19 protein-coding genes are annotated in these 26,905 nt (G+C 48.4%); 10 read left to right on the top strand and 9 right to left on the bottom strand.

Features of this window, described 5'->3' with window-relative positions:
• Nucleotides 1-225: 225 nt before the first annotated feature.
• Together L1D44_RS10970 and L1D44_RS10965 are read right to left on the bottom strand one after the other, a co-directional pair.
• Nucleotides 226-1,482, bottom strand: a complete 1,257-nt coding sequence (locus L1D44_RS10970; protein WP_239890578.1) for a HAMP domain-containing sensor histidine kinase — start codon at nucleotides 1,480-1,482, stop codon at nucleotides 226-228.
• A complete protein-coding gene (locus L1D44_RS10965; protein WP_239890576.1) occupies nucleotides 1,454-2,122 on the bottom strand; it encodes a response regulator transcription factor in 669 nt (222 codons plus the stop codon). Before L1D44_RS10965 ends, L1D44_RS10970 begins: the two co-directional genes overlap by 29 nt.
• Before the next feature lie 93 nt (nucleotides 2,123-2,215).
• Between L1D44_RS10965 and L1D44_RS10960 the strand changes: the two genes are divergently transcribed.
• The 3 genes from L1D44_RS10960 to L1D44_RS10950 all read left to right on the top strand — a co-directional run bounded on the left by L1D44_RS10960 (nucleotide 2,216) and on the right by L1D44_RS10950 (nucleotide 6,405).
• Nucleotides 2,216-3,400 carry a DUF5666 domain-containing protein gene (locus L1D44_RS10960; RefSeq protein ID WP_239890574.1) on the top strand — a complete coding sequence of 395 codons (1,185 nt, stop codon included), beginning with the start codon at nucleotides 2,216-2,218 and terminating at the stop codon, nucleotides 3,398-3,400.
• Nucleotides 3,401-3,699: 299 nt separating this feature from the next.
• Nucleotides 3,700-5,253 carry a PAS domain-containing methyl-accepting chemotaxis protein gene (locus L1D44_RS10955; protein WP_239890572.1) on the top strand — a complete coding sequence of 518 codons (1,554 nt, stop codon included), beginning with the start codon at nucleotides 3,700-3,702 and terminating at the stop codon, nucleotides 5,251-5,253.
• Nucleotides 5,254-5,469: 216 nt separating this feature from the next.
• The gene (locus L1D44_RS10950) at nucleotides 5,470-6,405 is read left to right on the top strand and encodes a LysR family transcriptional regulator (protein ID WP_239890668.1); all 936 of its coding nucleotides are present in this window, start codon (nucleotides 5,470-5,472) and stop codon (nucleotides 6,403-6,405) included.
• Nucleotides 6,406-6,542: 137 nt separating this feature from the next.
• Here the strand turns inward: L1D44_RS10950 and ilvY are convergent, their stop codons facing one another.
• Entirely contained in the window at nucleotides 6,543-7,415 is an 873-nt protein-coding gene (gene ilvY, locus L1D44_RS10945) for an HTH-type transcriptional activator IlvY (protein ID WP_239890570.1), read from the bottom strand.
• Nucleotides 7,416-7,591: 176 nt separating this feature from the next.
• Here ilvY and ilvC point away from each other — a divergent pair, with 176 nt between their 5' ends.
• From ilvC to L1D44_RS10910, 7 genes are all read left to right on the top strand, one after another.
• Complete coding sequence (gene ilvC, locus L1D44_RS10940; RefSeq protein WP_220768290.1) at nucleotides 7,592-9,073, top strand: ketol-acid reductoisomerase; 1,482 nt, start codon at nucleotides 7,592-7,594, stop codon at nucleotides 9,071-9,073.
• A gap of 586 nt (nucleotides 9,074-9,659) precedes the next feature.
• A complete protein-coding gene (gene ilvG / locus L1D44_RS10935) occupies nucleotides 9,660-11,339 on the top strand; it encodes an acetolactate synthase 2 catalytic subunit (protein ID WP_239890667.1) in 1,680 nt (559 codons plus the stop codon).
• A gap of 70 nt (nucleotides 11,340-11,409) precedes the next feature.
• Nucleotides 11,410-11,676, top strand: a complete 267-nt coding sequence (ilvM, locus tag L1D44_RS10930) for an acetolactate synthase 2 small subunit (protein WP_220768291.1) — start codon at nucleotides 11,410-11,412, stop codon at nucleotides 11,674-11,676.
• A 4-nt stretch (nucleotides 11,677-11,680) separates the two neighbouring features.
• Nucleotides 11,681-12,610 carry a branched-chain amino acid transaminase gene (locus L1D44_RS10925; protein WP_239890568.1) on the top strand — a complete coding sequence of 310 codons (930 nt, stop codon included), beginning with the start codon at nucleotides 11,681-11,683 and terminating at the stop codon, nucleotides 12,608-12,610.
• 296 nt (nucleotides 12,611-12,906) lie between these two features.
• Complete coding sequence (gene ilvD / locus L1D44_RS10920) at nucleotides 12,907-14,754, top strand: dihydroxy-acid dehydratase (protein ID WP_239890566.1); 1,848 nt, start codon at nucleotides 12,907-12,909, stop codon at nucleotides 14,752-14,754.
• 28 nt (nucleotides 14,755-14,782) lie between these two features.
• Nucleotides 14,783-16,336: a threonine ammonia-lyase, biosynthetic gene (gene ilvA / locus L1D44_RS10915; RefSeq protein WP_239890564.1), complete on the top strand. Its 1,554-nt coding sequence runs from the start codon at nucleotides 14,783-14,785 to the stop codon at nucleotides 16,334-16,336.
• A 322-nt stretch (nucleotides 16,337-16,658) separates the two neighbouring features.
• Nucleotides 16,659-17,795 carry an alanine--glyoxylate aminotransferase family protein gene (locus tag L1D44_RS10910; RefSeq protein WP_239890562.1) on the top strand — a complete coding sequence of 379 codons (1,137 nt, stop codon included), beginning with the start codon at nucleotides 16,659-16,661 and terminating at the stop codon, nucleotides 17,793-17,795.
• Nucleotides 17,796-17,858: 63 nt separating this feature from the next.
• On the opposite strand, the gene L1D44_RS10905 is transcribed toward L1D44_RS10910, so the two are convergent.
• The 6 genes from L1D44_RS10905 to L1D44_RS10880 form a co-directional block, all read right to left on the bottom strand.
• Nucleotides 17,859-19,847: a TonB-dependent copper receptor gene (locus L1D44_RS10905; RefSeq protein WP_239890560.1), complete on the bottom strand. Its 1,989-nt coding sequence runs from the start codon at nucleotides 19,845-19,847 to the stop codon at nucleotides 17,859-17,861.
• Nucleotides 19,848-20,102: 255 nt separating this feature from the next.
• Nucleotides 20,103-21,458 carry a sodium-dependent transporter gene (locus L1D44_RS10900; RefSeq protein ID WP_239890558.1) on the bottom strand — a complete coding sequence of 452 codons (1,356 nt, stop codon included), beginning with the start codon at nucleotides 21,456-21,458 and terminating at the stop codon, nucleotides 20,103-20,105.
• A 344-nt stretch (nucleotides 21,459-21,802) separates the two neighbouring features.
• Nucleotides 21,803-22,279 carry an Lrp/AsnC family transcriptional regulator gene (locus L1D44_RS10895; protein WP_239890557.1) on the bottom strand — a complete coding sequence of 159 codons (477 nt, stop codon included), beginning with the start codon at nucleotides 22,277-22,279 and terminating at the stop codon, nucleotides 21,803-21,805.
• Nucleotides 22,280-22,392: 113 nt separating this feature from the next.
• On the bottom strand, nucleotides 22,393-23,115 hold the full coding sequence (locus L1D44_RS10890; RefSeq protein WP_239890555.1) for a phosphatase PAP2 family protein: 723 nt from the start codon (nucleotides 23,113-23,115) through the stop codon (nucleotides 22,393-22,395).
• Nucleotides 23,116-23,397: 282 nt separating this feature from the next.
• Complete coding sequence (locus tag L1D44_RS10885; protein ID WP_239890553.1) at nucleotides 23,398-23,652, bottom strand: accessory factor UbiK family protein; 255 nt, start codon at nucleotides 23,650-23,652, stop codon at nucleotides 23,398-23,400.
• Nucleotides 23,653-23,802: 150 nt separating this feature from the next.
• Nucleotides 23,803-26,901: a multidrug efflux RND transporter permease subunit gene (locus L1D44_RS10880; protein ID WP_239890551.1), complete on the bottom strand. Its 3,099-nt coding sequence runs from the start codon at nucleotides 26,899-26,901 to the stop codon at nucleotides 23,803-23,805.
• Nucleotides 26,902-26,905 lie beyond the last annotated feature (4 nt).

The raw sequence follows: 26,905 nt of genomic DNA, 5'->3' as shown, positions 1-26,905 counted from the left end.
GTTGGTTTGATGCCTCATAAGAAGCCGACCTGCAAGGTTCACCGCTTTAGATTGAAAGCCCGCGTTAGTTTCACGCAATGGAACCCCTAACTTCTGCACATACGCCGACCGCAGGCCATTGGAACCACTGGTGCTGAAAGATAATTCAGTGCAACTGATAGCTGACAATTAGAAAGGTTCGCAAATTTGGCGAACCAACCCTAATACCACTAAAAAAGGGAATCGCTAAAGGGTTACCCCGTTAGCAGAAAACACCATAGTGGTACAAAACTCAACCCCATTATCATGAGGGTGATAACCCCACCCCATGCGTTCACAGATCCGCTCGACAATCACTAAGCCGACACCATACCCCGCATTGTAAGTCTCATTACCCTCGTGACGGTTGGTAATGGTCAAGGTTTGCCCTGTGAGTACTATGTCGATATCGCCGACGCTATAACTGAAGGCATTCTTGATGACATTGTTAAGCACGATGGCGATAAAGCTCTGTGGCGCATGGATGAGTTCGGCATCGTTCACGCTTAGGCGGTAACAGGTATCTTGCCTTGCAAAAAGCTCTTTCATCTCGGAAAGCTGTTTGCGCAGCGCCTCTTCGAGACAGACATCGGCAAAGTAACGCTGGCCAATCGACTCTTTACCCAATAACAGAAAGGTTTCGGTAAGCACCTGCATCTCGTCGCTGGCCCGCTGTAGACGCTTAACCGCATTGACAGCAAGTGGGTGCTGATCGGGAATTTTAGCCAGTAACTCGGCCGAGCCTTTGACCACGGTAATCGGGGTTCTAAGCTCATGGGAGGCAAAGTGACTGAACTCCTTTTCACGTTGAAAGAAGCCGTTGATATCGTTGCGACTATCTAACAGTGTCTGTTCGATATTGCGGGTTTCGACAAATTTTGTATCAACACCAAAGGGTGGGTCGTCAGGCGACATATGACTTATCTTGCGCTCGATGATGGTCAGAGGTTTCGACAGTGTACGGATAAAGTACAAACTATATAGCGTCATTATGAGGCCAATGAGTAGGCCTAAGATCAAAATATAGTCGTGTAAGTGCTCCTCATATTCATCAAGGTAGTCATCGGCATCATCTTGAAATACGACATACATTAAGCCTTTACCAGAAGGGTGAAGGCTAACAATAAAGTGCTTATCTTCTTCACCTCTTAATTCCTCATAAAGACCCGGTGATGTATAAGCTTTGAGCCAATGTGGCATCTCCTGTTCGCTCCAATAAGTTTTAAACTCATTGGTATTAGGCAATACGGTTTTATCACCATAAATCTTATAGTCTTGCTTGTAACGATACACCTCGGTATCTAGCCAATGGTTAAGACTAATCTTCTCAATTTGGTTCTCGGCGATATAAATTAAAGACCAGAATAGGCTGAACATGGCAAAGGTCATCAAACCGAAACTCCAACGGATCTTTCGGTAGATGCTTGGGAAGTGCTTATGCTTTGAGGCGGTAACCTTGTCCATGAATTGTCTCTAATCGTGAATGTTCGAAGCCTTTGTCTAGTGCGGTTCGTAGGCCGTAGATATGGCTACGAAGGGCATCGCTCGGTGGTGCTTCATCTCCCCAGACGGCATCGCAGACATCTTGGCGGCTGACGACACTAGGAGCACGTTTGATCAGTACCTTTAATATTTTTAACTGAATGCGACTGAGTTTAATCGATTGTTCGGCTCGGGTGACGATATTCGTCTGGGTGTTAATCTTGACATCGGCAAATGACAAGGTACCGATATCTTGCCGTGGGCCGCGATTACTGAGTGCGTGTAGGCGCAGGCTCAGTTCCTCCATGGCAAAGGGCTTGAGTAGATAGTCATCGCCTCCAGCCTTAAAGGCGGCCACCTTATCATCTAGGCTATCTTTAGCGGTCAAGAATAAAATGGGCGTGTTGCAATACAGCTCTTCACGCAGTTTACGCACTGCGGTGATGCCATCAAGTTTAGGCATCATGACATCCATAATAATCACATCGTAACTATTTTCAGACACCAAGTTTATCGCCGCTTCACCGTGATAAGCGCAATCGATTACCATGCCTTCGAGTTCCAAATAGTCGGCGATTGTTTCGGCTAGGTTATGGCTGTCATCAACAATTAGAACTTTCATAGATTATTTTATCTTTCTTCACGATCGCTTCACGGGCCAAGTTTTAACATACAGCTAAATTCGATAATCATCTCTTTAATTAAGGGTATTTAGATGAAAAAAGTAGCTTTAGTTTCAACACTTGCTCTGATTTTAACTGCTTGTGGCGGTGGAAGCGACAGTTCTGACAATGGTAATGGCAACGACAACGGTAACGGTGGTGTTGTTACGGCTCCGACAGCGGTTAAAGGCACAATTGACTCGGTCAATACGACGCAGAATAAAGTCGTTGTAAATGGCTATAGCTATGACGTTGCGGGTGTTTCTTACGGTGACGTGAAACTGAATATTAACGATTTGCAGCCTAACATGATGGTGCAGATCGGTGGTCAGCAAAAAGCGGCTGCTGTGCAAGTTAACCTAGAGCCAACAATCACAGGTAAAGTGACTGCAATCGATTTGGCAGCGGGTACCTTCGATGTAAACGGCGTGACCTTAACTTATAAGTTATCTAACGAAATCGAAGTGGGTGACTGGGTGATGGTGTCTTCATTGCCGACAGCGGATGCGGGCTACAAGGTGCTGTCAGTGGTCAAGTTTGAAAATGATGATCTAATTAACCATTACGAAGTGGAAGGTCGTCTATCTAGCTTAGATGAAAGTGCGATGAGCTTTAAACTTGGCGCTGCATTGCATGTTGATTACTCGGGTGCGCTAGAAGTTGAGGGTAAACTTGAAAACGGCCAGTGGGTTGAAGTGGAAGGCACGATGAACGTGAATACACTTGAAGCGACCAGCGTTGAAGTAGAAGATTATAGCGATCTGGCTAATGACACCGAAGTTGAAGGTATCGTGACTTGGGTTGATGCGCAACAAACGGCGTTCGAGCTTAACTACCAAGGCCGCTTTGTTGTTAATGCGCAAACTAAGTTTGAAGACGGCTTTAAGGCCGATCTAAAACAGGGTGTGTTAGTTGAAGTGACCTCAGTGAAGCAAGGTGCACAACAAGTGGCTACCGAAGTGGAGTTCGATGATGATAACTCAACGGGTAACGACAATGATAACGTTGGTAACTGGAAAGAGTTTGAAGTTGAAGGTAATGTCACTTCATCTGATGCAACGGCAAAGAGCTTTGTTATTCAAGGCTTAGCTAGCAACATGACGGTTATTGTTGATGCTAACACTGAGTATGAAGACGGTATTCGTTTCGACACGTTAAACCAGCAACGCATCGAAGTTGAAGGTGTGGTGATTAACGGTCAAAACATCGCTCGTGAAATCGAAGCCGACAACGATTAATTGTAAATCGATATTTCGAATTGATTGACCCCAAATGCCTTTCTTAATGAAAGGCATTTTTGTAACTGTTTTTCGCCCAGAGTTGAGGCGTGTCGCCTGTTATAGTCAGATAGATTAGCAGAGTTTATTGGGCTGTTTAGGCAAAAGTTATACCTGTTAAATGAGCATGTTAGTGCTTTATCGGCCGTTGGTTCTTTAGAGTAGCTGAAAAAAATTCAGTCATTATTTTTATGGAGTGTGAATATTGAGTCTACACTGAACGGTAAGTTTTTATACGCCATTACGTAAAGGATTATATTATGGACGAAGAGTACCAGTATCCCGCCAATTACAATTTAATCTCGATTACCTCTCCTTCTAGCCATATCAAATACGCCAGTCCACATTTCTCTGAAGTGGCCGGCTTTGCAGATGGCGAACTCATCGGCCTGCCCCATAATGTGGTTAGACATCCCGATATGCCAAAGGCAGCCTTTAAGGATCTGTGGGGGCATCTGCAATCCGGTAATCATTGGATGGGCATGGTGAAGAACCGTCGTAAAGGGGGAGGGTATTACTGGGTTGATGCGTTTGCCTCTCCGATAAAAAGTAATGGTGAAATCATCGAGTTGCAATCTGTTCGTTTTAAGCCAGATCGTATTCACGTCACTCGAGCCGAAGCTATCTATAAACAGCTATCAAACGATAAAAAGCCCTTTCAATTGAGCATAGGGCTGAGAACCAGACTCTGGCAGCGCAGCGCGTTTTGTTACGGTATCGCGGCGCTTATCTCATACGCAGTTGCTATGTTTAGCCAAAATACCGCCATTGCGATGGCCTGTTTTTTCCTACTGGCAACCTTGGCGAGTTACCTGTTAACACGCCCTTTGGAGCGATTGGCTAAAGAGGCGCGTAAAGACTTTAATAACCCCTTGATGGAGTTGATCTACACCGGGAAGGTGAATGATTTGTCTGAGATCGAGCTGGCGATGAAGATGCGTAAGCAACACGTCAAGGCATTGATTGGTCGCGTTAATATCTCGGTGATGGAGGCCTGTGACAAGACCCTAGATAACGCCAAGCTAGCCACCGAGAATAATCATAAAGTCACCGAGCACCTCAACACCCAAAAAACAGAGATCGAAATGGTGGCCACCGCCGTCAATGAGATGCAGGCGGCATCGACTGAGATCTCCCAAAATGCTCAGGGCACGGCCGAAGCGACCATGCAGACTCAAACGACAATGTCGGATAACTTGGAGTGTATTAATCAGGTCAATAAGTCGATGCTAGAACTCGTCGATGAACTGGCCTCAATATCCAGTACAGTCGTATCGCTCGATAAGCAGACCCAGCAGATTAGCTCGGTGATCGATGTGATCAACGGTATTGCAGAGCAAACCAACTTACTCGCGCTTAACGCGGCGATTGAAGCGGCCAGGGCCGGGGATTCTGGGCGCGGTTTTGCGGTGGTATCTGATGAAGTGCGTACCTTAGCCCAGCGCACTCAGGTCGCGACTACAGAGATCCAGACCGCGATTGAACAGATCCAGAGTAATAGTCAGGTGGCGGTTAAATCGCTTGAGGTGGGTAATGACAAATCGAGTAAAACCGTCGACATCATCAATACATCACTGAGTAAGATCAATGAACTCGAGGAGCTGATTGAAGGTATCGTAGAGCGTAATCAGCAGATTGCAGTAGCCATCGAAGAGCAAGTGTATGTCTGTAACGAGGTTAACACCAATGTGCAGATGGTCAACTGTAAGGTGTCAGAATCTTATGATTTGATCACCGTGACCAATACTCTAAACCAGGAGGTTGAAAGCAGTACTGGCGACCTGTCGACGACCATCAGAAACTTCAATATGTAGTATTATTTTTTAGCAATCTAAAGCTGCGCTTATCCTGTGTGCTCTATTTAAACTGGATAAGTGTAGTTTTGTGCTTTGATGTTATTCAGCTTGCTAGTTCATTTCCCCGTTGAACCGCTACTGCTTTTTCTCAAAATAATGACGTTAATATCAATAGCGTTAGTCCGCAAAGCCTTTATTATAAGGAGCATAACGTACGCTATCCCTAGAAGGTTGATTGTGAAACAGTTGGATTTCAATTTACTCAGAGTGTTAGAAGTGCTGCTCGAAGAGCAGAGTGTGACGGCGGCTGCGTCGAGGTTGCACTTGAGTCAGTCGGCGGTGAGTAAGCAGCTGAGCAAATTGAGAGAAACCTTCGATGACCAACTGTTCGAGCGTACGGCCTATGGATTGAAAGCCACGCCTAGAGCCTTGCAGTTAGCTCCTGAGCTACGAGAGGTACTGCAAAAGCTCGATCAATTTACCCGTCCTAGTACCTTTGATCCTGCCGAGAGTCAGCGTCGTTTTCGCATGCATATTGTCGAAACGGCCTACTCGCTCACTTACCCACATTTTATGCCTAAGCTGTTAAAAGCTGCGCCTCAGGTGAGCATTAACGGCCACACTTGGTCACACACCAGCATGGATATGCTACTACGCTGTGAAATCGATATGGGCATCATCTGTCGAGAGTGGGATAAGCGCTCCTTACTGCATATGAACAACTTACCGGAAGAGCTTGGTGCGACAGAGCTTATTCGTGATTACCCTGTGTGTCTTCTAAGAAGCGATCACCCCGCGCTGAAGGAGCCATGGAACTTAGAGACTTTTCTAAAGTATCGTCATCTGCAGGTGGCCTTTGGTGGTTTGGAGCAGTGGCTGCTTGATGACGTACTGCGTTTAGAGCACCTACAGCGCGATATCGCGGTCAATATGACCGACTTTAATTGCGCGATGGACTTGTGTGAAAACAGTGATCTGATCCTGTGTGCGCCGCGAAAATATATCCAGCAGATGATGGTTAACTATGATTTGGTCTGCCTCGATGTGCCTGTACATGTGGAGCCCGGAGCCTATGTGTTAGTCTGGCATAAGCACTTTAATCTGGATCCGAGTCATAGCTGGCTACGCAACCTGATTATCGATGGCGTGCGTGACAATCGAAAAGACTAGCCACAACAGATTTCAAAAGATAAAAATGGACCACAGAGGAGTGAGCGCTTCGTGGTTTATCGCTTTTAAAGAAAAGAACCCAGCCTAGTTCGATATAACTGGATATCGATCGTATAAACGCGAGCTTCAAAGATTAATTAAATCGCCTGCAGAAAAGCTTCGATAACGGGTTCTTGTCTTCGTTTGCTTTTACAGCAACAGCCTAATTCAAAGGGCGGGATCTCGATAGGCGAGGTCAGCAGTTGAATTCGGTCTCGTACCGGGCTGTTGTTGATCACTACTTCTGGGGTAATACTCACACCGCAGCCCAGCGCCACCATAGAGGCGATCGCCTCTTGTCCCGAAACTTGAGCATAAATATTGGGGATCAACCCCAAAGACTTAAACCAGTTATCGATTCGTTTTCGACCGGGCCCGTGCTCTGGCACGATAAAGGGCAATCTATCCCAAGGAATATATGACTCAGTCAGTAGCTCTTGCACCTGACATCTGAATGTTGGCGCGATGATAGACAGCGGTACGTCATCGATTTTGGCGAAATGCAGGTTGTCGGGAAACGGATCCGGTAGCGCGGCGATGGCGATATCGGCGCGATTGTTGCGCACCTCATTGACTGCATTGGCGGCGTCCCCTGTGGTGAGGGCGATTTCAACCAGCGGATGCTCACGTCTAAAGCGATCCAATAGTCCTGGAAGATGACTATAGGCTGCGGTTACCGAGCAATATAGATTTAGCCTTCCCCGGAGAAAGTCCTGCTTGGGATCGATCTTGGTTTTCAGCTTGCCCCACTGCTCTAGTGTTGACTCGGCAAAGTGGCGGTACTCGACCCCTGCGCTGGTAAGGCTCACGCTGCGGTTGTCACGTTGAAACAGCTGGGCACCTACCTCCTCTTCTAGCCTCTGCATGGCTCGGCTCAAGGTGGAGGGACTGACATGCATCGCCTGGGCGGTTCTCGCAAAATGCAAACTGTCTGCCAAATGCAGGTAGAGTTTTATGGTTCGAATATCCAAGTCGCATTCTCCGTGTCGCCGTGACTTATTGAGTTTATATCGCAAAAAATGCAACGTGACGTTTCGAATATATCATTTTAAGCAATAGAAAGCTTGCGCTATAGTGATTTCAATCACAGCGTGACTCGGCCAAGAGTCAGCCCGTTTAACTGTCCAGAATCAAGGTGGTATATCAGATGGCTAACTATTTTAACTCTCTGAATTTGCGTCAACAATTGCAACAGCTGGCTCAATGCCGCTTCATGGATCGTAGTGAGTTTAGCGAAGGCTGTAACTTCATCAAGGGCTGGAACATCGTCATTCTTGGCTGTGGCGCTCAGGGTCTTAACCAAGGCTTGAATATGCGTGACTCGGGTCTAAATATCTCTTTTGCACTGCGTGAACAGGCGATTAGCGAAAAGCGTGATTCTTACCAGAAAGCAACCGGAAATGGTTTCCGTGTTGGCACTATCGAAGAGCTGATCCCTGATGCAGATTTGGTGCTAAACCTAACGCCTGACAAGCAGCATACCAATGCCGTTAACACGGTGATGCCGTTAATGAAGCAAGGTGCAACTCTGTCTTACTCTCATGGTTTCAACATCGTAGAAGAGGGCATGCAGGTTCGTCCTGATATTACGGTAATTATGGTGGCACCTAAGTGTCCGGGTACTGAAGTCCGTGAAGAGTATAAGCGTGGCTTCGGTGTACCAACACTGATTGCAGTTCACCCAGAAAATGATCCTAAGGGTGAAGGTTTCGATATCGCTAAGGCTTATGCAAGTGCCACAGGTGGCGATCGCGCCGGCGTACTGCATTCCTCTTTCATTGCCGAAGTGAAGTCAGATCTAATGGGTGAGCAAACCATCCTTTGTGGCATGCTGCAAACGGGTGCCATCCTAGGTTATGAGAAGATGGTTGCCGATGGGATTGAACCTGGCTACGCGGCCAAGCTTATTCAGCAAGGCTGGGAGACAACGACCGAAGCGCTTAAGCATGGCGGTATCACCCATATGATGGATCGCCTATCCAATCCAGCCAAGATCAAGGCGTTTGATATGGCCGAAGAGTTGAAGGTTATCCTTAAGCCACTGTTCGAAAAGCATATGGATGACATTATTGGTGGCGAGTTCTCTAAGACCATGATGCAAGACTGGGCTAACGACGATGCAAACCTACTCAAGTGGCGCAGCGAAACCAATGACACTGGTTTTGAAAATGCGCCAGGTTGCGAAGAGCATATCGATGAGCAAACTTACTTCGATAAGGGCATCTTCCTAGTAGCTATGATTAAGGCGGGTGTAGAGCTTGCTTTCGATACTATGGTTGCCGCGGGCATCATCGAAGAGTCGGCTTACTACGAGTCTCTGCACGAGACGCCGCTTATTGCCAACACCATTGCACGTAAGCGCTTATACGAGATGAACGTGGTGATTTCAGACACCGCTGAGTATGGCTGTTACCTGTTTAACCATGCAGCGCTGCCATTACTGAAAGACTATGTAGCAAACATGTCTGCCGAGTACCTAGGCGGTGGCTTACAGGATGCGAGTAATGGCGTCGATAATGTCCGTTTAATCGAAGTGAATGCGGCTATTCGCGGCACAGCAGTGGAAGAGATTGGTGCCGAACTACGTGGTTATATGACAGAAATGAAGCGCATCGTAGAAGAGAAGTAATTTAGTTTTTACATCTATGTTAGCCGGGCTTAGACAGGGTTTTGTTTAAGCCTTAGGCTAAATAAATTGAAATTTGAGACAGTCACGTTTTTAGAAAAAGCACTTTCGATAAACCATTAAGGATTAACACCTTAATAGCAGTAATAAAGTCAGGCAGAGCATCATACATTTTTGCTACTGGTCACGGCCTAAACCGCATAGACTAGATGATAAATTTTGATGTTAGAAAGTTTTTATTGTGTTTTTTATAGGCTTTGTGGTACTTGTTAATGGTCGTGTTTTAGGCGATACCGAATTTAAGCAAAGAATCTGATTAGGAACCAAGTCGAATATGTTCAACCAAGCTGCCCAGCTCATTATTGTGATTATTACCGTCGTGATTATTAAATCACAGCGGGGGCTGCGCATATTGAATCGACACACCTAACCTAGGTTTAAGATTGCAAAAACCCCCGCTCCGAAAGGAACGGGGGTTTTTTCGTTTAAGGGCCTAGAGATAGTGGAAATCTAATCTAAGTCCTTATGAAATAAGTTAATTGTAGTGGAGCGCTGATTTATGGAACAAGGGCAGATGGAGCAGGGGCAGATGGAACCAGGGCAGATGATACGAGGTGCAGACGCCGTCATCAAAGCGATTGCTGCCCATGGCGTGACAACCGTATTTGGCTACCCAGGCGGTGCGATAATGCCTATCTACGATGCGATCTATGGCAGTTCAGTAGAGCACCTGCTAAGCCGTCATGAGCAGGGCGCCGCATTTGCTGCAGTCGGTTATGCCAGAGCCAGTGGTCAAACTGGAGTGTGTTTTGCCACCTCAGGCCCCGGCGCTACAAATTTGGTGACATCACTGGCCGATGCGCTGCTCGATTCTGTGCCCGTGGTTGCGATTACAGGCCAAGTTTCTACAGCCGTTATCGGTACCGATGCCTTTCAAGAGATCGATGTTTTGGGCATGTCACTCTCATGCACTAAGCACAGTTTTATGGTGACCCATGTCGATGAGCTTGTTCCTACGCTCTACAAAGCCTTTGAGATCGCCGCCTCGGGTCGTCCTGGCCCTGTTTTGGTCGATATCCCTAAAGATGTTCAGATCGCTATGCTCGAATACAAGACGCCACTACAAGCGGTAACGCCAGAGCCAGAGCATACACCCAAGCAGATAAACGCTGCTCGCGAGCTTATTAGCCAATCTCAGCAGCCTATGCTCTACGTTGGTGGTGGTGTGGGCATGGCAAGTGCCGTTGACCAGTTACGTGACTTCATCAAGGTCTCAGGTATTCCATCGGTTGCCACTCTCAAGGGGTTAGGCTCTATCGCCCCCGATACGCCAGGCTACTTGGGTATGCTAGGCATGCACGGCTCAAAAGCGGCTAATTTAGCTGTGCAAGAGTGCGATCTGCTTATTGTGGTTGGTGCACGTTTTGACGATAGAGTCACTGGACGCTTAACTAGCTTTGCCGAGAATGCCAAGGTGATTCATCTGGATATCGATGCTGCCGAGTTAGGTAAATTACGCCTGCCTGAGGTGGCTATCGCTGGCGATCTGCGTCAGATCTTGCCGGCCTTACATCAAAATTTAGGTGAACAATTTGCCCCATGGCAAGCCAAGGTCGCCCAGATGAAACAGCAGCATCAGTGGCGTTATGACCGTCCCGGTGAGCTAATTTATGCCCCCGCTATGTTAAATCGTCTCGCTCATAAGCTGCCCCAAGACAGCGTTGTGGCCTGTGATGTGGGCCAGCATCAGATGTGGGTTGCTCAACATATGTTTTTTAATCGCCCCGAAGATCATCTATCAAGCGCAGGGCTTGGCACCATGGGGTTCGGTCTGCCGGCGGCAATTGGCGCTAAAGTCGCACGCCCAGATGCCACAGTTGTGGCTGTGTCAGGCGATGGCTCTTTCATGATGAATGTTCAGGAGCTGACCACCATTAAGCGTAGGCGTCTGCCGGTTAAAATTCTGCTTATCGATAATCAAAAGCTGGGCATGGTGAAGCAGTGGCAACAGCTGTTTTTTGAAGAGCGTTATAGTGAAACCGATCTTTCTGACAACCCAGATTTTGTCAAGATGGCATCGGCGTTCGATATCCCAGGACGCAATATCTATAAGGCTTGTGATGTCGAGGCCGGCCTAGATGAGCTGCTCAATAGCGAAGGACCGTTTTTACTACATGTATCGATTGACGATGCCCATAACGTCTGGCCGCTCGTACCACCAGGGGCATCGAACCAAGAGATGATGGAAGAGATGGACAAGCAAACTTAACCACACCCACCTGCGTGTTTAAGAAACAACATTAGAGCAATAGCGATAAAACGAGATGGAGAGCAAGGATATGAACAATTACTCATTAGCGTTAAACGTGCAGCAAAGACCTGAAGTGCTAGAGCGAGTGCTACGCGTTGTTCGTCATCGTGGTTTTAAGATCGCTAACTTGAGCATGCAGCTCAACAGTAATAACAGCACTAGCATCGACATGCTGGTGCAGAGCGAGCGCGAAATCGGCTTGCTAACCAATCAAATCAATAAGCTTATCGATGTGATCGACTGCCAACTATTACTCAGCAGTCCCACAGCAGAATTAGTACAACAGAAAGGGTGAGAATATGGCCGCTAAAACAGCAGAGTTAATTTGGTTCAATGGTGCAATGATGCCTTGGGGTGATGCTAAGGTTCATGTCATGTCTCACGCGCTGCACTATGGCACGTCCGTTTTTGAAGGCATCCGTGTTTATGACACCCACCGAGGCCCGGCGGGGTTTCGTTTAACCGAGCACGTTCAGCGCCTGTTTGATTCAGCCAAAATTTACCGTATGCCTATCCCGTATAGCTTCGATGATGTGATGCAGGCGTGTCGTGATGCCACATTAGCCAATAGCTTAAAGAGTGCCTATATCCGCCCCTTGGCCTTTTATGGCGATGTGGGGATGGGGATCACGCCACCACAAGATGCGCAATGTGACCTGTTAGTCGCGGCATTTCCATGGGGAGCCTATTTAGGTGAAACGAGCATGGATGCAGGGGTTGACGTGGCTGTGACCTCTTGGAATCGCCTCGCGCCGAATACCATTCCAACAGGAGCCAAAGCGGGGGGCAATTACCTCTCTTCGCTACAGATCTCCACCGAAGCCAAGCGCAATGGCTTCGATGAGGGCATCGCCTTAGATACTAACGGTTTAGTCAGTGAAGCCGCTGGTGCCAATATTTTTGTGATTAAAAAGAACAAGATCTACACACCTCCGGCAACAGCCGCTATTCTGATGGGGCTGACTCGAGACACGATTATTACCCTTGCTCGAGACAAAGGTTATCAGGTAGTTGAAGAGCCGATGTCACGTGAATTCCTCTATCTTGCCGATGAGATCTTTATGACGGGTACCGCAGCCGAGATCGTGCCGGTACGCAGTGTCGATCGTATCGAGATCGGCAGTGGCAAGCGCGGCGAGATCACCAAAGAAATTCAGCAGAGTTTCTTCGGCCTATTTAGTGGCGAAACCCAAGATAAGTGGGGATGGTTGGAGACGTTGGAAAGCTAACGGCAGGTTCTCGATTCTAGGAAAAGCTAAGAAAGTTCCTAGGCAAATCACGAGCTAAGACGGAACAGATTAAGACGAAACATCAAAGCTGAGAACGATATCTCAGATTAAAAATTAGAAAATTGAAGGCTAGGGGGGCTAGTTTGATGCTAGAACCTAGAACCTAGAACCTAGAACCTAGAACCTAGAACCTAGAACCTAGAACCTAGAACCTAGAACCTAGAACCTAGAACCTAGAACCTAGAACCTAGAACCTAGAACCTAGAGCCTTCTTTATAAAACAAAGGATGAAAGCAATGCCAAAACTACGTTCAGCAACCAGTACCGAAGGCCGTAACATGGCGGGAGCGCGTGCGCTTTGGCGTGCAACGGGTGTGAAAGATAACGACTTCGGTAAGCCGATCATTGCTATCGCCAACTCTTTCACCCAATTTGTGCCAGGTCATGTGCACCTCAAAGATATGGGCTCCTTGGTTGCTGGTGCTATCGAAGAGGCTGGTGGCATTGCTAAAGAATTTAATACCATAGCAGTAGACGACGGTATCGCCATGGGCCACGGCGGTATGCTCTACAGCCTACCATCGCGCGAGCTTATTGCCGATAGCGTAGAGTATATGGTCAATGCCCACTGCGCCGATGCATTAGTGTGTATTTCTAACTGCGACAAAATCACTCCCGGCATGTTGATGGCATCTTTGCGACTCAATATCCCAGTCATCTTTGTCTCGGGTGGGCCGATGGAGGCGGGTAAAACTAAGCTTTCAGACAAGCTGATTAAGTTGGACTTAGTCGATGCCATGGTGGCAGGCGCCGATGAGCGCGTATCCGACGCCGATAGCGAACAGATTGAGCGTAGCGCCTGTCCAACTTGTGGCTCATGTTCGGGCATGTTCACCGCTAACTCGATGAACTGTTTAACCGAGGCGCTAGGCCTATCGCTGCCGGGTAACGGATCTATGCTGGCTACCCACGCCGATCGCCGCGAACTCTTCCTTGAGGCGGGTCGCCGCATCATGGACTTAACTACTCGCTATTACCAACAGGATGACGAGTCAGCACTGCCGCGCAACATCGCGAACTTTAAAGCCTTTGAAAATGCCATAACGCTGGATATCGCCATGGGTGGCTCGAGTAATACCGTGCTGCATCTGCTTGCCGCAGCTCAAGAGGCCGAAGTCGATTTCACCATGGATGATATCGACCGTCTATCACGTCTTGTACCGCACCTTTGTAAGGTGGCGCCTTCCACCCCTAAATATCATATGGAAGACGTTCACCGCGCGGGTGGCGTGATGGGGATTTTGGGTGAGCTAGACCGCGCTAACTTACTTCATAATGATGTGTACCATGTTGCCGGCAGCAACCTCGCCGATGTACTAGCAAGATTCGATATCGTGCAGAGTGATGACGCCTCGGTGCATAAGTTCTTCTCTGCGGGACCTGCAGGTATTCCTACGACTAAGGCCTTTAGCCAAGATTGCCGCTGGGACAGTGTCGACAACGATCGTAAACAGGGTTGTATTCGCAGTCGTGAGTTCGCCTTTAGTCAAGAGGGCGGTCTTGCTGTGCTATCGGGCAATGTCGCCCTCGATGGTTGTATCGTTAAGACTGCTGGCGTGGATGAAGCAAACCATACCTTTATCGGCAGTGCTCGTGTTTATGAAAGCCAAGATGACGCTGTCGCGGGCATTTTAGGTGGTGAAGTGGTTGCAGGTGACGTGGTGGTTATTCGTTACGAAGGCCCGAAAGGTGGCCCAGGCATGCAAGAGATGCTCTATCCAACCAGCTACTTGAAGTCCCGTGGTTTAGGCACGCAATGCGCACTGATCACAGATGGTCGTTTCTCGGGGGGGACATCTGGCTTGTCTATTGGTCATATTTCGCCAGAAGCGGCAGCGGGTGGCACCATTGGTCTGGTGCAAACGGGCGATCGCATCGAAATTGATATCCCTGCACGTTCCATCAAGCTGGCGATCAGTGATCTTGAGTTAGCGGCTCGTCGTACAGCGATGGAAGCGTTAGGTAAAGATGCGTGGAAGCCACTAGGTCGCGTAAGACAAGTATCGATGGCGCTTAAAGCCTACGCGCTATTAGCAACCAGTGCCGATAAAGGCGCGGTACGTGATACTAGCAAGCTAGTTTAAGCGATTTAACGGGATTAAGAGGTAGTTTATGTTGGCTCTAGCATCACAATCACAACTGGATTTGGCCCATTATTATCTGCAGAAAACCTTGCTGTCGTCAGTTTATGATGTGGCTAAAGTCACACCGTTATCGAGCCTGAATAAACTGTCGGGGCGCTTGGGCTGTCAGGTGTTTTTAAAGCGTGAAGATCTGCAGCCTGTGCACTCATTTAAGCTGCGCGGCGCTTACAATAAGATTGCCGAGCTAAGTGTCGAAGAGTGTGAGTGTGGCGTGGTTTGCGCCTCGGCGGGAAATCACGCCCAAGGCGTTGCTATGTCAGCCTCGGCCCGCGGTATCAGTGCGGTTATCGTGATGCCAGAAACAACGCCCGACATTAAGGTGGATGCGGTTAGGCGCTTAGGCGGCGAGGTGGTGCTCCATGGTCAAGCCTTCGATCAGGCCAATGCCCACGCGCAGAGTCTGGCGCGCGATGAGGGGCGAGTCTATGTTGCCCCTTTCGACGATGAAGCTGTGATTGCCGGGCAAGGTACGGTGGCTCAAGAGATGCTGCAACAGCAGCGTGATCTTGAAGTGGTCTTCGTGCCCGTTGGCGGCGGAGGCCTGATTGCGGGGGTGGCGGCTTATTATAAGGCGGTGATGCCCCAGGTGAAGATTATCGGCGTCGAGCCGGAGGATTCCGCCTGTTTAAAGGCTGCGCTTGAGGCCGATGAGCGCGTGGTTCTGCCGCAAGTTGGCTTGTTTGCCGATGGTGTGGCGGTTAAGCAGATTGGCGCCGAGCCGTTTAGGCTGGCCCGCGAATATGTTGATGATGTCATCACAGTGAGCTCAGATGAGATCTGCGCGGCGGTGAAAGATATCTTCGAAGATACGCGGGCGATTGCCGAACCGTCGGGCGCACTATCGCTGGCAGGCTTAAAAAAGTATATCGGCAGTAGCGGTAAAGGCCAGAAGGTTGCTGCTATCTTGAGTGGGGCTAATGTCAACTTCCATAGCCTGCGGTATGTGTCTGAGCGCTGTGAGCTCGGAGAGCAGAAAGAAGCGATTTTGGCGGTAAAAGTACCGGAGCGCCCAGGTGTATTTCTGCGTTTCTGTGAGCTGTTAGAGAAGCGTGCGATGACCGAGTTTAACTATCGTTTTAGTAGCCGCGATAAAGCCGTGGTGTTTGCGGGAATTCGACTCACACAGGGGCAAATCGAGCTCGATGAGATTATTGCCAAGCTGGAGTCGGAAGGCTTTGGGGTACAAGACCTGTCTAATGATGAGACTGCTAAACTGCATGTGCGCTATATGGTTGGTGGTCAGCCGCCTGAGCCGATAGAGGAGCGTTTGTTTAGCTTTGAGTTTCCAGAGCATCCTGGTGCACTGTTTAAGTTTTTAACCACCTTGCAGAGTAAGTGGAATATCAGTCTGTTCCATTACCGCAATCACGGCGCGGCTTATGGTCGAGTGCTGGCAGGATTCGAAGTGCCAGAAGGCGATAATCTAGCCTTTAAGCAGTTCTTAACTGAGCTGGGGTTTGTCTATCAAGAGGAGACCGATAGCCCTGCTTATCAGCTGTTTTTAGGTAACCTTAGTCGGTAGGTAAAATTGAACTAACAAGAAGAGTAGGCAGCAGAGATTTTCGATGCTGCCTTTTTTATGGCGGCCGTGTTGCTTGGAATCGAGAGTCGATACAAGATTTATCAGCTATCTGGTTGATAGTCCCAGAGCTTTTTTTGTAGTATGGCCTGAAGTTGGTTTTTTATACTGTTAGGCTAACTTAACCCATAGATAGAATAACAATAATAATATTTCACCACAGACTGACTAATACGTAGGGGCTTGATGCTATTTTTCGTTATAGCAGTATGGCGGCAGTCGAATTAAAACCTAATACCAAGCGACCAGTTTTAGAGGAAATATCATGTTACCCGCACCCTTTATTGAGCCTTTTTGCCCACCACGCCGGATCCTTATGGGTCCAGGTCCCTCTGATGTATACCCTGAAGTGCTTGCAGCGCAAGCTAAGCCAACCATCGGCCATTTAGATCCGCTATTTGTCGAAATGATGGATGAGCTTAAGGCGCTAATCCAATACGCATTTCAGACTAAGAATGAGATGACCATGGCGGTCTCTGCTCCAGGCAGTGCTGGTATGGAAACCTGCTTTGTGAATCTCGTTGAGCCCGGTGAGAAGGTGATTGTGTGTCGCAACGGCGTGTTTGGTGAGCGGATGCGCCAAAACGTTGAGCGTGTTGGCGGCGTTGCCGTGATCGTTGATAACGAGTGGGGAGAAGCGGTCGATACCGATGCGGTTGCCAGTGCGTTGGCGGCCAATCCAGATGCTAAGTTCCTCGCGTTTGTCCACGCCGAGACCTCCACCGGAGCGCTGTCAGATGCTAAGGCTTTGTGTGCTCTGGCTAAGCAATATGACTGCTTATCGATAGTCGATGCGGTGACCTCTTTAGGCGGCGTCGAGTTAAGGGTGGACGAGTGGGGCATAGATGCAATCTATTCCGGTAGCCAGAAGTGCTTATCTTGTGTGCCAGGTTTATCTCCTGTTTCCTTCTCTCCTGCAGCGGTTGCCAAGCTAAAGGCGCGCAAGACGCCGGTACAAAGCTGGTTCCTCGATCAAACCTTAGTCATGGGTTATTGGGATGCTTCTAGCGATGGCAAGCGTAGCTACCATCATACTGCTCCGGTAAATGCCCTCTATGCTCTACATGAGTCGCTGCGTTTATTAGCAGCCGAAGGGCTGGAGCTTGCTTGGCAGCGCCATGCGGATATGCACCAAGTTCTGCGTCATGGTTTGCAGCGGTTAGGGCTTAAATTTGTGGTAGCTGAAGCGTGTCGTTTACCTCAGTTGAACGCAGTTTATATTCCAGAGGGGATCGATGACGCTAAGATCAGAAAACAGTTGTTGGAAAACTATAATCTAGAGATTGGTGCGGGTCTTGGCGCACTCGCGGGCAAAGCTTGGCGTATCGGCTTGATGGGCTTTGGTGCACGCCGTGAAAATGTGGCCTTGTGCCTTAAAGCATTAGAGGAAGTATTGGCTTAGCCATACTTGCTAATAAAAAGCCGCTCATTGAGCGGCTTTTTTATGGGGCAAATGGTTTATGGCTTAGAAAGTGTAATCGACTTTAACCCAAGCGGTACGGCCAGGCTCGTTAACTTGGAACATAGGTGAGCTACCCGGAATATCGTTGCCTGCACCTGAGCGGCTAATGTGCTCGGCATAGGTGATATCGAATAGGTTTTCTACACCGAAGCTGACTAGTAGTGCTTCATTGTGTTTCCAGCTAGCGTTGAAGGCGAGGGTGCCGAAGCCGCTGCTTTCACCTAAGTCTTGGCCTGAGATGTTACCTTCGCCAATCGCGACTCTATCTTGAGCGGCAACTAAGCGCCATAGTAGGCCTGCGGTCCACTGGTTGTACTGATAGTCTAGGGTGATACGTCCTTCAAGCGGTGGAATTTGGCCTAATGGTGTTCCCGCCGTGTCATTCTCACCATGGCTGTAGCTGACGCTGGTCTGACTTGAGAAATGTTCAGTTAACGGGATCGTTGCCGCGATCTCACCGCCATAGACGGTGGCATCGATGTTATAGGCTGTAGCCGCAGGTCCTTGGTTAACGTCAATCAAGATATAGTCGCGGATCTCACCGTAATACAGAGAGGTCGAGATGGCGACATCGGCTTCGTAGATCCAACCAATATCTAGTTGGGTAGTTTTTTCTGGTGCTAAATCGAATGCTTTTTGACTCGGGTTGTTGATGTCTGACTTCATGATCTCCCAGTAGTCAGGCATACGCTGGGCATGGCCAACGCCAGCATAGTATTGGCTGTTACCAGAGGTGAGTTCGTAGCGACCGTAACCGCTAAATAGATCGTCACTGCGCTCGCCTTTCTGACCGACCATGAGTTCAGTGTTCCAATGGTCATAGCGGGCACCGGCAAGTAACTTACCGCTTGAAAGGTTGTAGGTGGACTCTAAGAATAGGCCTGTCGCCTGATAACGCATGTTGTCTTTAAATGGCTTGTTGAGTAGGTCGTCTAAACCATTATCGACGGCAGGGTTGATACTGCGACCTTCGTGTGTGCTATCCATGTGGTCAACACCTGCTGTTAAGGTCCAGTCTGTGGCTAAGGTAAAGTCAGCCCATAGGTGACCACCATAGGTGCCGCGTCTGACGTTAGTTCCTGAGTTTATGCCTTGGTCGAATTGATCCATGATATGGTCGTTTTCGTTGGTGTAGGCTTGTAGTTCGATGTTATTTAGCCACTCACTATCAAACTCATGTTGCAGCAGGAAGGTGAGGTTTTCATTGGCGATCTCGCGGGCTTTATTGGCGCGGTCGGCGTACTCAGCTTCCCCTGATGAACTGCCATAGGCTAGCTCAAGTACGGTCTGCTCTGAGGGCGTCCAGCCCAGCGCAAAGTTATAGTTGGAGCGGTCATAGCTCGACTGCACCTTGTTACCGTCACCATCTTTATAATGATCGCTTTTTGATTGGTTAACATCCATATCGAAGTAATGCTTTTCGTCACCAGCTTTTAGTTCGACTAAGTAATCGGTGCGGCCAAAGCTACCCGCGGTCATGCTGGCGCGGCCATCCACACCTGGCTCATCGAAATTGTGGCGATCTTTTTCGAACAACACGGTACCGGCACTGCCCACAGGGCCATATTTAACGGTTTGTGGTCCTTTGATGACCGTGATGTTGTCATAGGCTTCTGGGTAGATATAGGCTGTGGGTGGATCCATGCGGCCACCGCAAGTACCGTAAACATGCTGGCCATCGTCGACAATGCTTAAACGTGAGCCACCTAGGCCACGCAGGCTTGGGTCACCACCTGCGCCGCCTTTTCGGCCGATACTGAAACCGGGGATGGTCTTAAGAAATCCTGCGCCATCATAGGCTGGCAAGGGCAGTCTTGGTTTTTTTGGATCGGTATAGGTCTTAGTTGGATCTTTCATCAGTTCGCCAGTGACAATGATGCGTTCCACTGGCTCTGATTTTTCATCTTTTTGACTGGTTTCGGCAAAAGTTGGGGCAGAGATCAGCCCCAGAGTGACCACAGGAATGGTCAATATGCTTTTTTTGTTCATCATGGTATCGCTTATCGTTATTTATTTTTAGGCTGTTTTACAGAGCTTTACGGTTGCGATAAACCAATTTGTATCAAGGTGCGACAAAGGGTCACAGGTAGGTGTGACTCGTCTCACTGTTTGTGATGGAAACGATAGTGATAACAGTTGTGGGAGCTATTGTGAGCAGCGTTGTTGAGACTGCTGTTAAGAGTGTTGTAAAGAGAGTTTGAAGGGTGAAAAAGGGGCGAAATAGTCGCCCCTGAGAAAAGAGTCGTGTTAGCTAATTAGCTGCACAATAATCATGATAATCAGCACTGGGCAGACATATTTCACATACCAAGGCCATAGCTTCCAAAATAGGCTGTCTGTATTAACGTTATCTTGTGCGGCAATAGCACTGATAAGTTGGTTGCGATTCCAGATCCAACCTAAATAGATAGCGATCCCTAACGCGATAAGGGGTTGAGCGCGCTCGGTGGTCATGGTGATCATCAGGCCAAATAGCGTCTCGAAGTTAAACACAACCAGCATCGACAAGGCTGCAATGACGCTACCCACGAGCAGGGTTGCTTTGTCACGACTCAGGTTGGTCTTTTCCACTAGGTAGCTGGTGGGCACTTCAACAATCGAGATAGCTGAGGTTAAGCCTGCAATGGTCATCAAGATGAAGAAAGTGATGGCCAACAGGTATTGGCTGATGCCGCCGATGGTATCGAATAGTGCGGGCAGTACGGTGAACACTAAGGTGTCAGAGTTTAATAGACTGCCATCTTCGGCAAAAATATGCACGCCGTTGTGCTGCGCGACATACATGGCCGGTAGCACCATAAGCGCGGCTAAAAATGCCACACTGGTATCGGTCAAGGTGACGTAGGCTGTTAGCTTGCTCAAGTCTTCCTTCTGGCTCAAATAGGCGCCGTAAACCATCATGGCTGCGGTACCAATGGTTAAAGAGAAGAAGGTTTGTCCTAAGGCACCAATCAATACATCTGCTTCGAATACCCGCGAAAAGTCAGGCACTAACAATACTTCTAGTCCCTGCATCGCTCCCGGCTGAGTCAAGATATATGCCACACCAGCCACTAAGATCACGAGTAACATCGGCATTAAACGCTTTGACCAACGCTCGATCCCCTTCTGCACGCCTTGACGGATCACCAATATCACCATGGCGATGAAAATAAGGGTGAACACAAGGTTGCGCGATAACGAGAAATCCATCAACCAAGATGCGACACCGGTTTGGCCGGTTAATTCGGCAACGGGGGCGATGGCAAAGCTGACAAACCAACCTGATAAAATACTGTAAAACGTACAGATTAAGGTTGCGGTAACGATGGAGATAAAGCCGATCGCCTTACCTATCTTCTTCGCAAGTGGTTTAGCGGCAATCTTGGCCATGGCATCGGCTGGATTTGTTTGGCCGTGGCGACCAATCATAAGCTCCGCCAGTAGCATTGGGTAACCGAGTACTAAGATCAGAAACAGGTAAACCAGCAGAAAGGCACCGCCGCCGTGAGTGGCTGCTTGAGTGGGGAATCCCCAAATATTACCGACGCCGACAGCTGAACCCGCTGCCGCCATAATAAAGCCAATTCTAGAGCTGAAGTGCCCCTGTTTTACTGTACTCATTTGAGCTCTCTTTCTGTACTGCTTTGTCAATTAAGAGCGCGCATATTAGTGCTTTAAAATGATAGGTCAACGCCTTAAACTTGCGCGCAAATATCCTTTGCTGAAGTTTTATTTGTAATTTTAAGTGTATTTTGAGTTGTTTTGTCGTTTTTGGTGTTAGTTGTGATGCTTTGTTGCGTTGGCTGGTTTTTATCAATGGCTATGCGCAATAAAATCATTTAGCGATAAAAGCCAAAAATGCGACCGAATGCACAGATTATAGACGCTATGACTTAGTTGGTAGGCACGAGCGGCATGTTATGCCGCTAAGAGTAACTTGACTGCAGAATGAAGTTTGAATCTTGCTAGATCGGCAGTGGAATACTGGTTTGGCTTTTAACTTGTTTCAGTACGAAGCTGGAACGTACACCTGCGATGTGATCGTTGGTGGTCAGCTTATCGAGAAGGAAGACCTTGAAGTGTTTCATGTCTCTGACTAGCACCTTGAGTTGGTAATCGGCGTCACTACCAGTGAGTAGGCAGCACTCCTGTACTTCATCGTAGCTGCTGACCTTATCCTCGAATGCATCCAGAATATCGGTAGCGTGTTTCTCTAACCTGACTTGGATATAGGCTGTAAGTGCAAGATCGAAATGCTCGGCGCTGAGCAGGGTGGCATAACCTGCAATATAGCCTGCCTCTTCCAATGACTTTACTCGTCTAGAACAGGGAGAGGGAGATAACCCCACTTTTTCGGCAAGCTCTTGGTTGGACAGTTTTCCATGTTGCTGCATCAATTTGAGGATATGCAGATCGATTTTGTCTAATTGCAGTTCAGCCATGCTTCTCTTTAAGATATCGGTTTCTTTGCAGGCAGAATACCGCAATTGATATCAAGCGCAAGTGAGGCGCTTAATAAACCCCACTCAGGAGTAGGGTCTAATTTATCGACTTCTCAGACTGTTTTAAGGCGAGAGATAAACTGGTTATCGATGGTAGGCCACAGTGCTTGGGTCAGGTAGATGCTGCTAAAGGCGATGCTGCCACCAATTGCTGTAGACGCCAATACATCTTGCGGCCAATGCATACCGAGCAACATGCGGCTAAAGCCCATGGTAATCGCCCAACCAAGAAGCATGAGTGGCATCATGACTTGGCCTGCCAGCAGAAGATAGAAACTTACCGCTAATGCCAAGGTAACGGCAAAGAGAGTGTGACCAGAGGGAAAGGCGTAGCCCACTTCGTGTTGCCAGTGGCGTTTGAGCTGTGGGCTTAAGCTTAAATCGGGTCTGGCGACCTCTAACTGGTTAATGGCACTGCCGATCAGCTCACGCTTATCAGCCTTGTTATGTTGGTAGAACTCTTGGGTGTTAAGCAGGTATTCCTGCTCTAACAGCATGGCGTTAGGGCGTGGCTCGGCAAAGTAAGGTTTGAGAAAGTGATTGAGGCTGAGGGTTGCAGCCATGCTGATAGAAACGGCGAGCACTAGCTGCATAAACTGTGGCTTGGTTAACCGGCGGTAGCAGAACATTAAAATAATTATTCCCGTTGCGATGCCATAAGGGGCGGTGCCTGTGCTCGTTAGCCAATATAGCGCCTGAGCCAGATTTGCGTCTAAGGCGATAGTCGGAAATAGGGTTATTGAGCCAAGGTAAATGATGGCGGGAATGGTTAGCAATAGGCACCACGCAGCAAGCAAAGCTCTTTTTGTGTGATGAGGTGGAAAGGAATATGTGTTCAAAGCAGGCCTCAAAACAGTATGTGAATAGCTACCCGTCGGTGATTAACAAACAGATGGTTTAGGCAAGGTTACCTGCCAGCGCTGGGCTATACTAGAGCACTAGCATGAAGTGTAAATTAAACTTAATTCACTCATTAATGAAAAGTAGCCAATAAAAAAGAGCACCTTTTAAGGGCTCTTTTTTATTGGACGATTTTGGTTCGCAGCAGAAAACGCTAATTAGTCAGCTGCGTTTAATTTAGCTTCTAGGGCGTCAACTTGTGCCTGTAGTGCTTCAAGCTTCTCGCGGGTCTTGATTAGAACGTGCTGCTGCACTTCGAACTCTTCACGAGATACAACGTCTAGCTTTTGTAGCTGGTTTTGCAAAATTTGCTTACTGCGTTCTTCAAATTCGCCGGCAAATTGCTTTAATCCGCCAGGAAGATTCTCGCTTAACTGCTTAGCGACTTCTTCTATTTTCTTCGGGTTAATCATGGTCAGTATCCGCTCCGTTACTTATGGCCTGATTGTACCTGAGGCAATCGATATTGCCAAAATAATCGCCGTTAAGTGCGATTGCCGATATCAGGAGATTATGTAATAAAAAAGCCTGCATAACTGCAGGCTTTTTGGTTGGGTTAAAGTTTAAGCGTGGGAAGTCGGTTGTTCAGGCGTATTTAATGCTTCATCAAACACTGGCAGTGGTTCGTGCTTTTCAGCCAGGTAGGTGTAGATAACTGGTAGTACGAACAGGGTAAACACGGTACCAATAGCTAGCCCCGATACAATCACAAGACCGATATTAAATCGAGCCACAGCACCTGCTCCTGAAGCAAAAAGTAGCGGGATCAAACCTGCGATCATCGCTGCGGTTGTCATTAGGATTGGGCGCAGACGAATGGTTGCCGCATGTTTAATCGCATCGGCCTTACTTAGAGCATTATGTAGTTGCTCCTCTTTGGCCACCTCACACATCAAGATCCCGTGCTTAGTGATAAGCCCCACCAAGGTGATGAGACCGACCTGGGTGTAGATGTTCATCGATGACAGACCGAAAACATGGGTCCAGCCCAAGGCGACCAAGGCACCGCTGATGGCCAACGGCACCGAGACTAAGATAACCAAAGGATCCTTAAGGCTCTCAAATTGGCTTGCCAACACGAGGAAGATGATCGCCAGTGCCAAACCAAAGGTAGCATAGAGCGCAGAACCTTCAGTGACATACTGACGGGCTTCGCCTAGGAAGTCATAGCTATAACCCTTAGGCAGGTCGTTATCGCCGATATTCTTCAAGAAGGCAATCGCATCACCAATGGCCACACCTGGCGCTGCAACACCACCAACGGTGATGGCGCTCATCTGGTTAAAGTGTGGCAGTGAGCGAGGCTCTGACACTATCTCGATATCGACTAGGCTAGACAAGGGAATAGAACGGCCATCGGCAGCTGTGAGGTAGTAACCTGCAAGTGCTTCAGGGTTGGCACGTAGTTTACGCTCAACCTGTGGGATCACCTCATAGGAGCGGCCATCTAAGTTGATGCGGTTAACGTAGCCATCGCTCATCATCGTTGTTAGCGTTAGACCGATATCTTGCATGGTAATGCCGTAAGAACCTGCCAAATCGCGCTTGATATGGATCTTCATTGAGCCAGAATCAAACTTTAGGTTGACCTCAGAGTAGACGAACAGTGGGCTCTGCTGCACTTTCTCGAGTACGCTGGAACCTATCTGGAATAAGCTTTCGAAAGAGCTTGAACTGGTGATAACGAACTGAATTGGCAGTCCGCTGGATGCACCAGGCAGTTCAGGCATCTGGAAGGTAGTGACTGCCATCCCTGGTACATTCTTCACCTCCTTACCAAAGAACTCCTGCATCTGTTTCTGGCTCTTATCACGCTCACTCCAAGGGACTAGCGGTGCGATACCGAAGGCTTGGTTGGCATTAGGTACACCGACGAAAGCCAGTGATGCAGCCGCTTCTGGTTGAGCGCTGATCATATCTGTCACTATTGTCATGTTAGCTTGGATATAGTCTAGGTTCGCACTCGATGGGGCGGTTCCCATCATCATCACCACGCTCTTATCTTCACTGGGGGCGAGTTCTGATGGAATAAAGCTAAACATCACGGGCAGTGAGGCAAACACGATAACGGCAAAGGCGATGACCACTGGGCGCTTGTCGAGAACGGCTGTCAGCATGCGGTTGTAGCGATTGGTTAGGTTGTTTAAGAAGTTCTCTACACCGCGCTCAAAACGGTTAGGTTCAGAGTGTGCTTTAAGAATTTTAGAGCACATCATAGGTGACAGTGTCAGCGCTACGATCCCTGAGATAAATACCGCTCCGGCTAAGGTAAGGGCAAACTCTTTAAACAAGGAGCCAGTGATCCCCCCCATCAAGGCAATAGGGGCATATACAGCAGCTAAGGTAATGGTCATCGAGATAACCGGAACCGCAATTTCTCGGGTACCGATAATCGCCGCCCTAAATGGCGTCTCACCAAGTTTGATATGTCTATCGACGTTTTCCACCACCACGATGGCATCATCCACCACTAGACCGATGGCGAGAACCATAGCTAGTAGCGTCATCAGGTTGAGGGTGAAGCCGAACATCTGCATGATGATAGCCACACCGACTAACGACAGTGGAATGGTGACAATTGGGATGATTACGGCGCGGAATGAACCTAAGAACAGGGTGATAACCACGATTACAATAAGCGCCGCTTCACCGATTGTCTTAATCACCTCGTTAATCGACTCATCGATTGCCAGCGATGAATCATACAAAATGCGAGCCTTTATCGAAACTGGCAGGTTACGTTCAATCTGAGGCATCATGGCACGAGCATCGGCAGCGACAATTAGTGGGTTCGCGGTTGGTGTCACGTCTAGACCAACGACAACGGCCTCTTTTCCATCTGCTAAGGCTCGGTATACATCATGGCTCTTTTCTAGGTTGACCGTCGCAATGTCGCCTAGGCGAACCACTAAGCCATCTTTGCTGCCAATAACCAATTTCTCTAGCTCTGCAACGGTGGCAACTTGGGTGTCTGCAGTGCCATTAAGCAGGGTAAAGGTGTTATTGGTCTGGCCAACGGCAGACTGATAGTTGTTGGCTTGCAGTACGTTCATAACATCGGTTGATGATAGGTTAAATGCCCCCATACGGGCCGGATCTAACCATATGCGCATGGCATACTTGATACCACCATAGAGGTTAACTTTAGCAACACCATCGATAGTAAATAGCTCTGGCTTAACCACTCGCTCTAAGTAATCGGTGATCTGGCTTGAGTTAATCTGATCACTATAAAAAGAGATATAGAGGGCAGATGTTTGTGAGCCTGTCGACATCTCAACGGTCGGGTCTTCTGCTTCTTTTGGCAGCTGAGAGCGTACCGAGTTCACCTTAGCCAAAATGTCGGCTAAGGCGCCGTTAGGGTCGGTATTAAGCTTCATGTAGACGCTGATTTTAGAACTACCTAGAAAGCTTTCCGATGTCATAAAGTCAACGTTATCGGCTTGCGCTAGTGCTTGCTCTAAGGGCTGAGTAATAAAGCCTTGAATTAAGTTGGAGTCGGCACCGTAGTAGCTAGTGCTTACCGTTACCACGGTATTGGTCATCTCAGGGTATTCACGCACCTGCATGCTTTTTAGGGCGTAGAAGCCGAGAAGTAATATCAGAAAACTAATGGAGGCCGCGAGTACCGGCCTACGTATGAATATATCAGTAAAGCGCATTGCC

Source organism: Shewanella sp. Isolate13 (assembly GCF_022398325.1).
Classification (GTDB): domain Bacteria; phylum Pseudomonadota; class Gammaproteobacteria; order Enterobacterales; family Shewanellaceae; genus Shewanella.
Note: the sequence above shows the minus strand (reverse complement) of the source record. Positions and strands in the feature narration are given on the sequence as shown.

Bases quoted from the DNA above. Each gene is read 5' to 3' on its own strand.
- L1D44_RS10970 (WP_239890578.1), bottom strand. From the start codon at position 1,482: ATGGACAAGGTTACCGCCTCAAAGCATAAGCACTTCCCAAGCATCTAC.
- L1D44_RS10965 (WP_239890576.1), bottom strand. From the start codon at position 2,122: ATGAAAGTTCTAATTGTTGATGACAGCCATAACCTAGCCGAAACAATC.
- L1D44_RS10960 (WP_239890574.1), top strand. From the start codon at position 2,216: ATGAAAAAAGTAGCTTTAGTTTCAACACTTGCTCTGATTTTAACTGCT.
- L1D44_RS10955 (WP_239890572.1), top strand. From the start codon at position 3,700: ATGGACGAAGAGTACCAGTATCCCGCCAATTACAATTTAATCTCGATT.
- ilvC (WP_220768290.1), top strand. From the start codon at position 7,592: ATGGCTAACTATTTTAACTCTCTGAATTTGCGTCAACAATTGCAACAG.
- ilvG (WP_239890667.1), top strand. From the start codon at position 9,660: ATGGAACCAGGGCAGATGATACGAGGTGCAGACGCCGTCATCAAAGCG.
- ilvM (WP_220768291.1), top strand. From the start codon at position 11,410: ATGAACAATTACTCATTAGCGTTAAACGTGCAGCAAAGACCTGAAGTG.
- L1D44_RS10925 (WP_239890568.1), top strand. From the start codon at position 11,681: ATGGCCGCTAAAACAGCAGAGTTAATTTGGTTCAATGGTGCAATGATG.
- ilvD (WP_239890566.1), top strand. From the start codon at position 12,907: ATGCCAAAACTACGTTCAGCAACCAGTACCGAAGGCCGTAACATGGCG.
- ilvA (WP_239890564.1), top strand. From the start codon at position 14,783: ATGTTGGCTCTAGCATCACAATCACAACTGGATTTGGCCCATTATTAT.
- L1D44_RS10910 (WP_239890562.1), top strand. From the start codon at position 16,659: ATGTTACCCGCACCCTTTATTGAGCCTTTTTGCCCACCACGCCGGATC.
- L1D44_RS10905 (WP_239890560.1), bottom strand. From the start codon at position 19,847: ATGATGAACAAAAAAAGCATATTGACCATTCCTGTGGTCACTCTGGGG.
- L1D44_RS10900 (WP_239890558.1), bottom strand. From the start codon at position 21,458: ATGAGTACAGTAAAACAGGGGCACTTCAGCTCTAGAATTGGCTTTATT.
- L1D44_RS10895 (WP_239890557.1), bottom strand. From the start codon at position 22,279: ATGGCTGAACTGCAATTAGACAAAATCGATCTGCATATCCTCAAATTG.
- L1D44_RS10885 (WP_239890553.1), bottom strand. From the start codon at position 23,652: ATGATTAACCCGAAGAAAATAGAAGAAGTCGCTAAGCAGTTAAGCGAG.
- L1D44_RS10880 (WP_239890551.1), bottom strand. From the start codon at position 26,901: ATGCGCTTTACTGATATATTCATACGTAGGCCGGTACTCGCGGCCTCC.